Here is a 13,541-nt window from a genome sequence, read left to right on the forward strand (position 1 = left end):
CGGCCTCAGGAGTGCTTCAGCACGATCGAATAGACGATGTTGCCGACGTCGCGGCACTTGTCGATCGCCTTCTCGATCAGCTCGAACAGATCCTTCGCCAGCATCGCCTTCATCGCGTCGTTGCCCTCGACGTAGAGCGTGCGGTACGGCGCCAGCAGCATGCGGTCGCCTTCCGACTCCAGCGCCTGCAGGCGATCCTGCAGCTTCTTCACCGCGTCGATGCGCAGGCCGCGGCGCAACTGGCCGATCATCTCCACCACCACCGAGGCGGAGCGCTCCAGCACCATGGCGCGCTGGCCGAAATCCACGCCCTGCAGCCGCACGGACACGATGTCGTAGCGCTCGGCGAACTTCTCCACCGACTTGGGGATCTTGTACAGCGCCGAATTCATCGCCTCGATGTCTTCGCGATCCAGCGCGGTGACGAAGGTGTTCACCAGTTCCTCGCTGATCTGCGCGGCCAGCGACTTCTCGCGCGCACGGGTGGCGGCGAACGCGGCCATCACCGGCGCATGGTCGGCCTGGGTGACCAGCGCGTGCAGCGCCTTGGCGCTCTCGTGCGCCGCCTCGGCGCTCTGCTCCAGCAGGCCGTAGAACTTGTCGCCTTTGCCGAAGATCGTCTGCAGTGAAAACATGCGGGTCGCGCCTTGGGTCGAATGGCGGCGATGTTACAGGACAGTTACCCCGCATCGCAGCATGGCAGCCCGTGACGGCACCGGTTTAGCCGCTAAACTCTCCTCCCATGCGTTCCACCCCCTGCCCCACGCGATGCTGACCGAAATCGCGCTCGTCCTCGTGCTCGCCCTGTGCAACGGCTTCTTCGCGCTGTCCGAGATGGCCCTGGTCGCCTCGCGCAAGAGCCGCCTCAAGCAGATGGCGCGCGCCAGCCGACGCGCCACGGTGGCGCTGCGGCATGCCGAGAATCCGGAATATTTCCTCTCCACCATCCAGGTCGGCATCACCCTGATGATGCTGGTCACCGGCGCGGTGGCCGGCGACGCGCTGGGCGCGCATATCGCCGAGTTGCTGCATGACGGCCACACCGCATGGCTGGAGCCCTATGCGCGCATCATCGGCGTGGTGCTGGGCTTCGTGCTGATCTCCTTCATCCAGATCGTGGTGGGCGAACTGGTGCCCAAGCGCCTGGCGCTGTCGGCGCCGGAGAAGGTGTCGGCCATCGTGGCCATCCCCATGCTGCTGCTGTCGCGCGCCACCGCGCCGTTCGTATGGCTGCTCAACACCGCCAGCAGCCTGCTGCTGCGCGTGCTGGGCGTGCGCGGCCACAGCCACGCCGCCGCCACGGAAGAGGAAATCCGCCTGCTGGTGGCCGAGAGCGCCGAGCAGGGCGTGCTGGACGCGGACGAGCACAACATGGTCAACCGCGTGCTGCGCCTGGGCGACCGCAGCGTGGACAGCGTGATGACGCCGCGCGTGCGCATCGCCTGGCTGGACATGGCCGCGCCGCGCGAGGACAACGTGGAAGTGCTGCGGCAGACGCCGTACTCGCGCTACCCGGTGTACCGCGGCGACGAGAGCGAGGTGGTGGGCGTGGTCGAGGTCAAGCGCCTGCTGCAGGCCTTCGCCGAGGGCCGGCCGCAGTTGTTCGACCATCTCGCCAAGCCGCTCTACGTGCCCGCCACCGCGCGCGCGCTCGACCTGCTGGAGGAGTTCCGCGACGCCGAGACGCCGTTGGCGCTGGTGGTGGACGAATACGGCGACATCGAGGGCCTGGTCACCGTCAACGACCTGCTCGCCGCCGTGGTCGGCGCCAGCCAGCTCGCGCACGGCGACACCACGGAAAACGCCCCCATCGTCCAGCGCGGCGACGGCAGCTGGCTGGTCGACGGCAGCCTGCCCACCGACGACCTGCGCGAACTGCTGCACCTCGACCACCTGCCCGGCGAAGCCGAGCACGAATTCCGCACCGCCGCCGGCATGGTGATGGCCGCGCTGGGCCACATCCCGCAGGTCGGCGAGGCATTCGCCTGGCAGGGCATCCGCTTCGAGGTGATGGATCTGGACGGCGCGCGCATCGACAAGCTGCTGGTCACCCGCGAACCGGAGCGCGAGAGCACGGACGAGGCCGAAGGGTAACGGCGGCGCGTAAAGCCAGAGCAAGCGCTTGGATTGATGTCAGGAAAGGGCGTCCTGCCCTTTCCTGACTCGCCCGATCCGGCCAGGGCCGGATCGGGCTCCGTCAATCAGGCGCAGCCTGATTGACGTGCGCCCCCCTCCGTGGATCGCGCCAGCATCGCCATCCGCTGCGCATCGGCCAGGATGCCATGCAGCACGCGCAACTCGCGCTGGTCGGGCTGGGCGCGCTGGAACAGCTTGCGCAGCCTGAGCATGATCGTGGTCGGCTCGCGGCCCTTGTGGAAGTCGATGTCGTCCAGCGTCTCGGCGAGATGGGCGTAGAAGCGTTCCATCTGCGAAGCGTCGGCGGGCGGCTCGTCGTTCTCCGGCGGCGGCGCAGGCAAGGCATCGCCCAGCATCGCCAGCCGCAGCTCGTAGGCCATCACCTGTACCGCCTGCGCCAGGTTCAGCGAACTGAAATCGTCCACGCTGGGGATGCGCACCATCGCGTGGCAGGTCGCCAGTTCCTCGTTCTCCAGCCCGGTGCGTTCGTTGCCGAACAGCAGCGCCACCTGCTCGCCGCGCGCGGCGGCGGCCAGCGCCTGCGCGGCGCCCTCGCGCGGCGACAACTCGGGCAGGTTCACCCCGCGTCGCCGTGCCGACAGGCCCAGCGCGAAGCTCGCCCCAGCCAGCCCGCCGACCAGCGTGTCGTGCACGCCCGCCTCGGCCAGCACCTGCACCGCGTTCGCCGCCAAGGCGTCCGCCTCGCGGTCGGGGAAACGCTGCGGCGCCACCAGTTCCAGCCGAGTGAAGCCCATGGTGCGGATCGCCCGCGCCGCGCCGCCGATGTTGCCGGGATGCGAGGTACGCACCAGCACGAAGCGGAACAGGGAAGCGAGATCGGGAGGGTTCATGGATACGGACGTGCAAAGCGGGATTGCCAAGGATAGTCGAACCCTCACCGTCATTCCGGCGCAGGCCCACTACTGTCCGGAATAATTTTGAACATTCGTGGCCGCGGTCTTTCTCGTCATTCCGGCGCAGGCCGGACAAGCGCGAAGCGCGCAGAACGCCCGCAGGGCGGCCCCGAAGGGGCGAGCGAAGCGAGTCATCCAGTGGCCGTGCGGCCTGAGCGAACATGGTCGCTACTGGATCCCGGCCTTCGCCGGGATGACAGTCTGGATAGGTGGTCGTTATCGGAAATGAAGTCGCCTTCTCGCAATGCTTCGTGCAAGCGGCGCGGGCCTTCATCCTTCGACACCGTCCCCAGATTATTCCGGACAGCAGTGGGCGAAGGCCGGAATCCAGTCTGGTAGAGGGTACGCTGTACGCATCGCCGACTTTGCGTGCTTCGCACGAGTGCGTCACTGGATTCCGGCCTGCGCCGGAATGACGAGCGACCTGCCCAGCCAGCGCAGCTCTGCTAGAATCGCCGGTCGCAACCCCGCTCTCTACCAAGCCGAAGCCATGACCCGACCCGCCATCACCATCGCGGTACGCGCCGCGCGCGCCGCCGGCAACGTGATCCTGCGCTACATGAACCGCATCGACGGCCTCGCCGTCGTCGAGAAGCAGCGCATGGACTTCGCCTCCGAGGTCGACAAGCTGGCCGAGGCCGAGATCGTCAAGGAGCTGCGCCGCGCCTACCCCGACCACGCCATCCTGGCCGAGGAAAGCGGCGCCATCGGCAAGAAGAACCCGCTCACCTGGGTGATCGACCCGCTGGACGGCACCCACAACTACCTGCGCGGCATCCCGCATTTCAGCGTGTCCATCGCCCTGCTGGACAAGGGTGTGCCGGTCTACGGCGTGGTGTTCGACCCGCTGCGCGGCGAGCTGTTCACCGCCAGCAAGGGCGACGGCGCGTATCTCGACAAGGGCACCGGCCCCACCCGCATCCGCGTCGGCAAGCGCGAGAACCTGGGCGGCGCGATGATCGCCACCGGCTTCCCCTACCGCCAGCGCGCCCACCTGGATGCGCAGCTTGCGATGACCCGCGCCCTGCTCGGCCAGGCCGAGGACATCCGCCGCTCCGGCTCTGCCGCGCTGGATCTCGCCTACACCGCCGCCGGCCGCTACGACGGCTACTTCGAGATCGGCCTCAAGCCCTGGGACATGGCCGCCGGCGTTCTGCTGGTGCACGAGGCGGGCGGACGCTACGGCGACTTCGTCGGCCGCGACGGCATCCCCGAAAGCGGCAACATCATCGCCGGCAACCTCAACGTGGCGAAGGCGATGACCGATGCCATCGGCGCGCAGGCTACGCCGGAGCTGCTCAAGGCCTGATCGGCGGTTCGCGTCACCGGCGGAATTCGGTCGGCCGCTCCAACTGGTAGATCGCCTCGCCCAGTTCGTCCATCTTGTTGGAAAGGATGGCCTGGGCGTCGTACAGGCCGCGGTTGTAGAAATACGCGCCGATTTCCCCGGCGAAGAAGTCCAGCAGGAATTCGGCGTCGAAGCGGCCGATTTCCTGCTTCAGCTCTTCGGCGAAGTAGAGCTTGATCCTGCGCACGATGACTTCTTTTTCGTCGCTGCTGAACTGGATGTCGGGCATGGAAAATCCACCGTCTCTTCGATTGGCCTGCCCGGCTATTTCAACAGCCCGCGCAGGAACGGGATGGTCACCCGCCGCTGCGCCGCCAGCGAAGCCTGGTCGAGCCGATCCAGCAGGTCGAGCAACGCGCCGAGATCGCGCGTGTGGCGGGCGAACAGCCAGTCCAGCACGCCTTCGTCCAGCTCGATGCCGCGCAGGCCGGCCTGCGCCTTGAGCACCTCGCGGCGCTCGTCGTCGTCCAGCGGCCTCAGCGCGAACTGGGTGCAGGCGCCGAGGCGCGAGCGCAGGTCGGGCAGGCCGAGGCCCAGTTGCGCGGGCGCAGCCTCGGCAGCGAACAGCAGCGCCGCGCCCTCCGCTTTTGCGCGGTTGTAGAGGTCGAACAACGCATGTTCGGACTCGCGCTCACCGGCGATGGCGTCCAGGCCGTCCAGCGCCAGCAGGGCACCGCCAGCCACGCCGCGGATCGCGGCGGCGCGGTCGGCAACCCGCGCCAGCGGCAGGTATTGCACGCCGCGGCCGGCTTCGCCGGCGGCTTGGCAGGCGGCCATCAGCAGGTGGCTCTTGCCGCTGCCCGCGGGGCCGTGCAGGTACAGCCACGGCGCGCCGGGTTCGCGCGCCAGCGCCTCGACCGCGGCCAGCGCGGCGGCGTTGGCGCCGGCGTGGAAATGTTCGAAACGCTGGCGGCGCGGCCAGCGCAGGGCGAGCGGCAGCTGCGGGATCATGGCTGGGCGGGCGGCTCGACGGGCGACGCTTCGACCACCGTTACGGTTTCCGCCGTGCCGGCGTGGGTGGTCACCGCGACATCCACCTCGACGACCTCCTCGGGAATGGCGGGATCGGCCTCGCCCTCCTCGGTGTACAGCTCGCTGTGGCGGTAGCGCTCCATCAGGTAGCGCAGCAGCACCATCACCACCGAGGCGGCCGGCAGCGCCAGCAGCACGCCGAGGAAGCCGAACAGCTCGCCGCCGGCCAGCACCGCGAAGATCACCGCCACCGGGTGCAGGCCGATCTTCTCGCCCACCAGCTTGGGCACCAGCACGTAGCCTTCCAGCAGTTGGCCCACCACGAACACGCCGCAGACGATCAGCACATGCTTCCAGTCGCCGTACTGCACCAGCGCGGCGATCAACGCGGCGCCGAAGCCGGTGATGAAACCCAGGTACGGCACGAAGCTGAGCAGGCCCGCCACCATGCCGATCAGCACGCCCACCGACAGCCCCGCCACCAGCGACAGGGCCGCGCCGTAGTACACGCCCAGCGCCAGCATCACCAGCAACTGGCCGCGCACGAAGGCGCCGAGCACGACGTCCGACTCACGCGCGAGGTGGGCGACGGTGGGCTGGATCGAGCGCGGCAGCAGGCGATCGATGGCCGCCACCAGCCGATCCCAGTCGCGCAGCAGGTAGAACGCCACCACCGGGATCAGCACCAGGTTGGTGAGCCACAGCACGAAGCCCAGGCCGGAGCGCGACACCTTGCCCAGCACCTGGCCGGCGATGCCGCCCACCGAGCCGATATGCTCCTTGATCGTGGCGATCAGCCGGTCGCTGTCGAAGGTGCGCGGGTCGAGGTGCAGCTTCGCCTGCAGCCACGGCCACGCGGTGTGTTCGGCCCAGTCCACGTAGCGCGGCACGTTCTGGATCAGGTTCTCGACCTGGTGCGAGATCAGCGGGATCAGCAGCAGCAGGGCGCCGCCCAGCAGCAGGGTCAGCACCAGGAACACGATGCTCACCGCCAGCGTGCGGCTCATGCGCAGGCGTTCCAGCCGGTCGGCCAGCGGGTCGCCGAGGTAGGCCAGCATCGCCGCCACCACGAAGGGCATCAGCATCGGCGCCAGCCGCCACAGCAGGAAGGCGATGACCGCGACGATCGCCAGCATCTGCCAGCGGCGATGGTTCTCGTGGGTCAGCATATCGACTGCCTGTGGAAAGCCAGCTCTCTTGAAGAGTCCGCACACGGATGCGCGGGGGGTTGCGAGGGATTCGCGGATGACCGCACATGGCTGCGCTGGGTTTTGCGAGGGACTCGCATAGGCCTCAGTGCAGCCAATTCAGGCTGGCGTCCGTGTCCGGATGCGCCGCGCCGCGGATCACCCGCCCGCTGGCCGCGAGGTTGGCGGCCAGCGCATCGGCCGGCATCGCCGACTTCACCTCGAACAGCATGCCGTCGTCGTCCGCGCCCAGCGTGGCCACGCTGCGTACCGAGGGGTCGCTGCGCAGCAGGTTGAGCAGGCTGGCGTAGTCCATCGCGCTGGCGAGGCCGCTCACCCACAGCTTCTCGTCGTTGACGGTGGAGCCGATCACGTTGAGCTGCTGCCCGATGCGGTCGACCACGCCGTTGCCTGCGTTGGCCATCAGCGCATCCTCGGTGGCCGCCTTGTCGCTCCAGCGCTGCGCCTTGCCGCCGGACACCAGCGTCCAGTCGGCGCTGCCACCGTGCAGGGTGCCCAGCAGCACCAGGCCGGTGTGGTATTGCTGGTTGATCGCCGCCAACGTGTCGGGATCGGCCGCATCCACCTTGGCGGGGTCGGGCGCGTTCGCGGGATCGACGTAGGCCACGTCGTAGCCGCGCGCGGCGGCGGCACCGGCGAGGCTGGCCAGCGCATCCTTGTCCAGCAGTTGCCCGTCGCTGCCGCGCACCATCAGCAGCACCGGCGGCTTGCCGCCCACGCTGCCCGCCACGCCGAGCTGGTTCACCAGGTGGCGCACCGCACCCGGCTCGAAATCCACCGCCAGGCTCAGGCCGCCGGCGGCGCGCGCGTACTGGAAATGCAGCACCAGCGCGGCGGCATTCTTCAGCGCATCGTCGTAACCCGTCATGCCGCGCAGATCCTGCCCGCCGGCCACCCGCGCCAGCACCTGGCTGAGCGCGCTGGCGAAGGCGTCGCCGCGCTGGGCATCGCTGGTGTCGGTGACCGGCACCGTCACCGAATACGGCGAGGCGGCCTGCGCATGCAGCGGGTGCGACACGGCCAGCCCCAGCAGCAGGACGAAGGAGAACGGGCGCAGCAGACGCAGGATGGACAGGCGCATCGGCGGGACACTTGGCGGGAATACGATGGAAGTCTGCCCAATCGCCCCCGCGGCGTCCATGGCGCAGGCCACGGAACAGCATGCGGATGGCCGGCATGCGGTAGAATCGCCCGTTTCCCACGCCGGTTGCCGCCATGTCCGACGCCCTCACCTACCGCGCCGCCGGCGTCGACATCGACGCCGGCAATGCCCTGGTCGAACGCATCAAGCCGCTGGTCAAGCGCACCAGCCGCCCCGAGGTGATGGGCGGGCTGGGCGGCTTCGGCGGCCTGTTCAACCTGGGCGGCAAGTACCGGGAGCCGGTGCTGGTCTCCGGCACCGACGGCGTGGGCACCAAGCTGAAGCTGGCGCAGGAACTGGGCCGCCACGACACCATCGGCATCGACCTGGTGGGCATGTGCGTCAACGACGTGCTGGTGCAGGGCGCCGAGCCGCTGTTCTTCCTCGACTACTTCGCCACCGGCAAGCTGGACGTGGATACCGCCGCGGCCGTAGTCGGCGGCATCGCCAGGGGCTGCGAACTGGCCGGCTGCGCGCTGATCGGCGGGGAAACCGCCGAGATGCCCGACATGTACCCGCCGGGCGAATACGACCTCGCCGGCTTCACCGTGGGCGCGGTGGAGAAGGCCGAGCTGCTCTCCGGCGACGCCATCGTGGCCGGCAACGTGGTGCTGGGCGTGGCCTCCAGCGGCCCGCACTCCAACGGCTACTCGCTGATCCGCAGGATCGTGGAGCGCGCGGGCCGCCCGCTCGACCTCGACCTGGGCGGCGCGAAGCTGGTCGACGCGCTGATGGCGCCTACCGTGATCTACGTGAAGCCCATGCTGGAACTGCTGCACACGCAGGCACAGGCCATCCACGGCATGGCCCACATCACCGGCGGCGGCCTCAAGGAAAACATCATCCGCGTGGTGCCCGACGGCCTCGGCCTCGCGCTGGACGCCGCCAGCATCGAGCTGCCTCCGGTGTTCGACTGGCTGCAGCGCGAAGGCAAGGTGGCGCGCGAGGAAATGTGGCGCACCTTCAACTGCGGCGTGGGCTTCACCGTGATCCTGCCCCCCGACGCGGTGGCTGCGGCTTCGGCCCTGCTGGCGAAGCACGGCCTCGCCAGCCGCGTGATCGGCGAAGTGGTGAAGGCCACGGGCGACGAGCGCGTGCAGATCGGCTGATGCCAGCCAGATCGACCACCACCTACCACTTGCGACAATGTCATTCCGGCGAAAGCCGGAATCCAGTCAACGAACTCGTGCAAAGCACACAACGCCTGTTTCGCGTGCTTTGCACAACCTATTTCACTGGATTCCGGCTTTCGCCGGAATGACGAGCCAACTGCCTCGCCCATGAACTCTCCCTTGCGCATCGCCGTGCTCGCCTCCGGCCGCGGCAGCAACCTCGCCGCGCTGATCGCCGCGCGCGACGCCGGCACGCTGCCGGTGAAGTTCGTGCTGGTGGCCAGCGACAAGGCTTCCGCCGGCGCGCTGCGGCTGGCCGAGGCGACGGGCATTCCCACGCTGGCCCTGAACCCGAAGAGCTACCCGGATCGGGCCAGCTTCGACCGCGAGCTGTTCGCGCGGATCGCCGCCAGCGGCGCGGAACTGCTGGTGCTGGCCGGCTTCATGCGCGTGATCGATGGCGCCGTGGTGGCCGAATGGGAAGGCCGCGCCATCAACATCCATCCCTCGTTGCTGCCGAAGTACCCCGGCCTGCACACCCATCGCCGCTGCCTCGAAGCCGGCGACGCCGAACATGGTGCCAGCGTCCACTACGTCACCGCCGAGCTGGACGGCGGCCCGGTGGTGGCGCAGGCGCGCATCCCGGTCGGCGCCGCCGACAACGAGGAAACGCTGGCGGAGCGCCTGCTGGCGGAAGAGCACCGGCTGCTGCCCGCCGTGGTCGGCGCCATCGCCAAGGGCCGCCTGCGCTGGCACGGCCGGGCGGTGTTCGACGGCCAGCCGGTCGCGGCCCCCCTTTCGCTGGAACAACTGTCGTAGAAACCCGGGGTCGCGCGGCATTCAGGCATGCGCCCTATAGTCGGCGGCATGAAGACGACCTCCTTCCTCCGCGCCGGCCTTGCCATGGCCCTCGCCCTGCCCGCCACCACGGCCTTCGCCGCGGACGTGCCGCAGTCCTTCACCGCCACCTACCACGTGCTGCAGGGCGGCCAGCCGATGGGCGACGCCACGCTCATGCTGAAGCCGGTCGGCGGCGGGCTGTTCGAATACACCGACAAGGTCGTCGGCAATGCCGGCCTGGCCGCCGCATTGGGCGCCAGCACGTCGGAAGACTCGCGTTTCCTCTGGGTCGGCCACACGCCGCAGGCGGTGTCGTACACCTACGCCTTCGCTTCCGCGTTCAGGCCGAAGAAGCGCGAACTCGTCGTGCAGGGCACCACCGTGCAGGTGAACGACAACGGCAAGCGCCACAGCTACCCCATGCAGCCCGGCATGGTGGAGCGCAACACCTTGCCGCTGGCACTGGGCGTCGCGCTGCGCGACGGCGCGAAGAGCGCCAAATTCCCCGTCGGCGGCAGGCAGGCCGTGGAAATGCAAACCTTCAAGGTGGCCGCCAGCGAGAAGATCAGCGTCCCCGCCGGCTCGTTCGATGCCGTGCGCGTGGATCGCACCGACAAGGATCGCGCCTTCAACGCGTGGTACGTGCCGGCGAAATACCCCGTGCCGGTCAAGATCGCGCAGAAGGACGGCGGCGACCTCACGCTGGAGCTGGTGAGCTATTCGCAGCCGTAAACGTCAGCCCGGCGCGCAGCGATCCAGTTCGGCTGCGTGCTCGCGCAGCCAGCGGCGCGCGGCAGGAGCCCTGACCAGGGCGTCGCAAGCGAGGCTCGCCAATCCAACGGCAGGCACGGCCGACCAAAGCGGCGACAACGCCGGCAACAACCACAGGCTCATGCCTCCGCTTGCCAGCGCCGCGACGAAGACCGCCATGATCGACAGCAGCATGGCTCGGGGCGTGGCGCTGCGCGATACCGCCTCGCTCCACGCCCGGCGCCGACGCGATTCGGGCAAACCGCGCAATTCCGGAATGTCCTTCAGGCGCCAGTGGTACGCCACGCTTCGTCCTACGCTGCGCAGCGTAGCCTCAGTTCGGCAGCCGCCGGATCCGCGCGCCGAGCACGCCGAGCTTTTCCTCGATGTTCTCGTAGCCGCGGTCGATGTGGTACACGCGGTCGACCACGGTGTCGCCCTGCGCCACCAGGCCGGCCAGCACCAGGCAGGCGGAGGCGCGCAGGTCGGTGGCCATGATCGGCGCGCCGCTCATCTGGTCAACACCCTTGATGACGGCGGTGTTGCCTTCGAGCTGGATGTCGGCGCCGAGGCGCTGCAGCTCGTGGGCGTGCATGAAGCGGTTCTCGAACACCGTCTCGGTGATGATGCCGGTGCCCTCGGCCACGCAGTTGAGCGCGGTGAACTGGGCCTGCATGTCGGTGGGGAACGCGGGGTACGGCGCGGTGGTGATGTTGACCGCCTTCGGTCGGCGCCCGCCCATATCGAGTTCGATCCAGTCCTCGCCATTGGAGATGTGCGCGCCGGCGTCCTCCAGCTTGGCCAGCACCGCGTCCATGGTGTTGGCGCGGGCGCCGCGGGCGCGCACCTTGCCGCCGGTCATCGCCGCGCCGACCAGGAAGGTGCCGGTCTCGATGCGGTCGGGCAGCACCTGGTAGTCGGTGCCGTGCAGGCGCTCCACCCCATGGATCACCAGGGTGGAGGTGCCCACGCCCTCGATCTTCGCGCCCATCGACATCAGGCAGTGCGCGAGGTCGACCACCTCGGGCTCCTGTGCGGCGTTCTCGATCACCGTGGTGCCTTCGGCCAGCGTGGCGGCCATCAGGATGTTCTCGGTGCCGGTGACGGTGACCATGTCCATCACGATGCGCGCGCCCTTGAGCCGCTTGGCGCGCGCCTTGATGTAGCCGTTCTCCACGCTGATCTCGGCGCCCAGCGCCTGCAGGCCGCGGATGTGCTGGTCGACCGGGCGCGAGCCGATCGCGCAGCCGCCGGGCAGCGACACCTCGGCCTGGCCGAAGCGCGCCACCAGCGGGCCCAGCACCAGGATCGAGGCGCGCATGGTGCGCACCAGGTCGTAGGGCGCGATGCAGGTGCTGGTGGTGCGCGGATCGACGTGGATCTTCATGCGGTCGTCCAGCACCAGTTGCACGCCCATCTGGCCGAGCAGCTCGATGAAGGTGGTGACGTCGTGCAGGTGCGGCACGTTGCCGATGCTCACCGGCGCATCGGCCAGCAGGCAGGCGGCGAGGATGGGCAGCACGGCGTTCTTCGCGCCGGAAATGCCCACCTCGCCCTGGAGCGGCACGCCGCCGTTGATGAGGATCTTGGCCATGGAGCAGTCCTAAACTTGTGCGCTCCTCCATGAGCGCAAATGAAGAACCGGCATCCTTGCCGGACTTTCAATAAGAGCGGGGATCATCCGCGGCGCGCCGCGGCTTCCTCGGGGGTCAGCGTCTTCAATGCCAGCGCGTGGATCGCGCCGCCCATCAGATCGCCCAGCGTGGCGTAGACCAGCCGGTGCCGCGCCAGCGGCAGCTTGCCGGCGAACTGGCTGGCGACCACGGTGGCCTCGAAGTGCACGCCATCGTCGCCGCTGACCTCGGCCTGCGCGCCGGGCAGGCCGGTTTCGATCAGGGTCTGGATGCGGGCTGGATCCATCGGGCTTCCACGAAAAGAGGGGCGCAACGCGGCATCGCGCTGGCTTGTGACGTTAAAATGCGAATATGCCATGGTAATGGAAATCCCCTGTCGCAGAAACGACAGCGGCCCCTGCCCCGGCAGCCCAAGCCCCGCATCGAGCCGACATGAACCCACGCCCCACCCCGCACGCCGCCATCGAACCGCAGCCCGACGCCATCGTGTGCAGCGCCCGTGCGGTGATCGCCACCGAGGCGGCGGCGATCACCGAGCTGGAGCCCCGCATCGACGGCGCGTTCGTGGAAGCCTGCCGGCTGATCCTGGCCTGCCGCGGCCGCGTGGTGGTCACCGGCATGGGCAAGTCCGGCCACGTGGCGCGCAAGATCGCCGCCACGCTGGCCTCCACCGGCACTCCGGCGTTCTTCGTGCACCCCGGCGAGGCCAGCCACGGCGACCTCGGCATGATCCAGCCCGACGACGTGGTGCTCGCGCTGTCCTACTCCGGCGAAACCGACGAGCTGCTGTTCATCCTGCCGATGATCAAGCGCCAGGGCATCCCGCTGATCGCGATCACCGGCAAGCCGGCTTCCTCGCTGGCCAGCCAGGCCAGCGTGCACATCGACGGCAGCATCAGCAACGAGGCCTGCCCGCTGGGCCTGGCGCCCACCACCAGCACCACTGCCGCGCTGGTGCTGGGCGACGCGCTGGCGATCGCGCTGCTGGAGGCGCGCGGCTTCACCTCCGACGACTTCGCCCGCTCGCACCCCGCCGGCAGCCTGGGCCGCCGCCTGCTGCTGCGGATCAGCGACGTGATGCACTCCGGCGACGACGTGCCGCGCGTGCCGCCCGAGGCCAGCCTCACCGCCGCGCTGGTGGAAATGACCCGCAAGCACCTCGGCATGACCGCCGTGGTGGACGAGGAACAACGCCTGCTCGGCGTGTTCACCGACGGCGACCTGCGCCGCGCGCTGGACGACGAGGACGTGAACCTGCGCGGCGCCACCGTGGCCGCGCTGATGACCCGCGGCCCCAAGACCATCGGCCCCGACAAGCTGGCGGCCGAGGCGGCGCAGCTGATGGAGAAGCACCAGATCCACGCGCTGCTGGTGGTGGACGACGCGCAGCACGTGGTCGGCGCGCTCAACATTCATGACCTGCTCCGGGCGAGAGTGGTCTGATATGGCTTGCCACATCAGACAAATCGGCAAACCGGCTCTTTCG

At 69.1% G+C, this 13,541-nt stretch carries 15 protein-coding genes; 6 read left to right on the forward strand and 9 right to left on the reverse strand.

Annotated elements, in window-relative coordinates; genetic code table 11:
- Positions 1-5 precede the first annotated feature (5 nt).
- Entirely contained in the window at positions 6-635 is a 630-nt protein-coding gene (locus ACZ5Z2_RS13350; RefSeq protein ID WP_464759080.1) for a DUF47 domain-containing protein, read from the reverse strand.
- A gap of 133 nt (positions 636-768) precedes the next feature.
- Here ACZ5Z2_RS13350 and ACZ5Z2_RS13355 point away from each other — a divergent pair, with 133 nt between their 5' ends.
- Positions 769-2,094, forward strand: coding sequence for a hemolysin family protein (locus ACZ5Z2_RS13355; RefSeq protein ID WP_464759081.1), 1,326 nt, complete (start codon positions 769-771; stop codon positions 2,092-2,094).
- A 107-nt stretch (positions 2,095-2,201) separates the two neighbouring features.
- Here ACZ5Z2_RS13355 and ACZ5Z2_RS13360 read toward each other — a convergent pair whose 3' ends face one another.
- Complete coding sequence (locus ACZ5Z2_RS13360) at positions 2,202-2,987, reverse strand: RNA methyltransferase (protein WP_464759082.1); 786 nt, start codon at positions 2,985-2,987, stop codon at positions 2,202-2,204.
- 553 nt (positions 2,988-3,540) lie between these two features.
- Here ACZ5Z2_RS13360 and ACZ5Z2_RS13365 point away from each other — a divergent pair.
- A complete protein-coding gene (locus ACZ5Z2_RS13365) occupies positions 3,541-4,359 on the forward strand; it encodes an inositol monophosphatase family protein (protein ID WP_464759083.1) in 819 nt (272 codons plus the stop codon).
- 13 nt (positions 4,360-4,372) lie between these two features.
- Here ACZ5Z2_RS13365 and ACZ5Z2_RS13370 read toward each other — a convergent pair whose 3' ends face one another.
- From ACZ5Z2_RS13370 to ACZ5Z2_RS13385, 4 genes are all read right to left on the reverse strand, one after another.
- Positions 4,373-4,627 (reverse strand): DUF2164 domain-containing protein, encoded by a 255-nt coding sequence (locus ACZ5Z2_RS13370; RefSeq protein ID WP_464759084.1) that lies wholly within the window; start codon positions 4,625-4,627, stop codon positions 4,373-4,375.
- Positions 4,628-4,662: 35 nt separating this feature from the next.
- Positions 4,663-5,349, reverse strand: a complete 687-nt coding sequence (gene hda / locus ACZ5Z2_RS13375; protein WP_464759085.1) for a DnaA regulatory inactivator Hda — start codon at positions 5,347-5,349, stop codon at positions 4,663-4,665.
- Positions 5,346-6,539 carry an AI-2E family transporter gene (locus ACZ5Z2_RS13380; protein WP_464759086.1) on the reverse strand — a complete coding sequence of 398 codons (1,194 nt, stop codon included), beginning with the start codon at positions 6,537-6,539 and terminating at the stop codon, positions 5,346-5,348. Before ACZ5Z2_RS13380 ends, hda begins: the two co-directional genes overlap by 4 nt.
- A gap of 124 nt (positions 6,540-6,663) precedes the next feature.
- Entirely contained in the window at positions 6,664-7,659 is a 996-nt protein-coding gene (locus ACZ5Z2_RS13385) for a DUF2066 domain-containing protein (protein ID WP_464759087.1), read from the reverse strand.
- 134 nt (positions 7,660-7,793) lie between these two features.
- Here ACZ5Z2_RS13385 and purM point away from each other — a divergent pair, with 134 nt between their 5' ends.
- From purM to ACZ5Z2_RS13400, 3 genes are all read left to right on the forward strand, one after another.
- The gene (gene purM / locus ACZ5Z2_RS13390) at positions 7,794-8,828 is read left to right on the forward strand and encodes a phosphoribosylformylglycinamidine cyclo-ligase (protein WP_464759088.1); all 1,035 of its coding nucleotides are present in this window, start codon (positions 7,794-7,796) and stop codon (positions 8,826-8,828) included.
- Between the two features lie 171 nt (positions 8,829-8,999).
- Positions 9,000-9,650 carry a phosphoribosylglycinamide formyltransferase gene (gene purN / locus ACZ5Z2_RS13395; RefSeq protein WP_464759089.1) on the forward strand — a complete coding sequence of 217 codons (651 nt, stop codon included), beginning with the start codon at positions 9,000-9,002 and terminating at the stop codon, positions 9,648-9,650.
- A 27-nt stretch (positions 9,651-9,677) separates the two neighbouring features.
- On the forward strand, positions 9,678-10,403 hold the full coding sequence (locus ACZ5Z2_RS13400; protein ID WP_464759090.1) for a DUF3108 domain-containing protein: 726 nt from the start codon (positions 9,678-9,680) through the stop codon (positions 10,401-10,403).
- Between the two features lie 3 nt (positions 10,404-10,406).
- On the opposite strand, the gene ACZ5Z2_RS13405 is transcribed toward ACZ5Z2_RS13400, so the two are convergent.
- The 3 genes from ACZ5Z2_RS13405 to ACZ5Z2_RS13415 all read right to left on the reverse strand — a co-directional run bounded on the left by ACZ5Z2_RS13405 (position 10,407) and on the right by ACZ5Z2_RS13415 (position 12,341).
- Positions 10,407-10,727 (reverse strand): hypothetical protein, encoded by a 321-nt coding sequence (locus ACZ5Z2_RS13405; protein WP_464759091.1) that lies wholly within the window; start codon positions 10,725-10,727, stop codon positions 10,407-10,409.
- A 28-nt stretch (positions 10,728-10,755) separates the two neighbouring features.
- Complete coding sequence (murA, locus tag ACZ5Z2_RS13410) at positions 10,756-12,015, reverse strand: UDP-N-acetylglucosamine 1-carboxyvinyltransferase (RefSeq protein ID WP_464759092.1); 1,260 nt, start codon at positions 12,013-12,015, stop codon at positions 10,756-10,758.
- 83 nt (positions 12,016-12,098) lie between these two features.
- Positions 12,099-12,341 (reverse strand): BolA family protein, encoded by a 243-nt coding sequence (locus tag ACZ5Z2_RS13415; RefSeq protein WP_464759093.1) that lies wholly within the window; start codon positions 12,339-12,341, stop codon positions 12,099-12,101.
- Between the two features lie 146 nt (positions 12,342-12,487).
- Here ACZ5Z2_RS13415 and ACZ5Z2_RS13420 point away from each other — a divergent pair, with 146 nt between their 5' ends.
- Positions 12,488-13,498: a KpsF/GutQ family sugar-phosphate isomerase gene (locus ACZ5Z2_RS13420; RefSeq protein WP_464759094.1), complete on the forward strand. Its 1,011-nt coding sequence runs from the start codon at positions 12,488-12,490 to the stop codon at positions 13,496-13,498.
- The last annotated feature ends 43 nt before the right edge of the window (positions 13,499-13,541 follow it).

The organism is Rhodanobacter sp. G1, assembly GCF_055397855.1.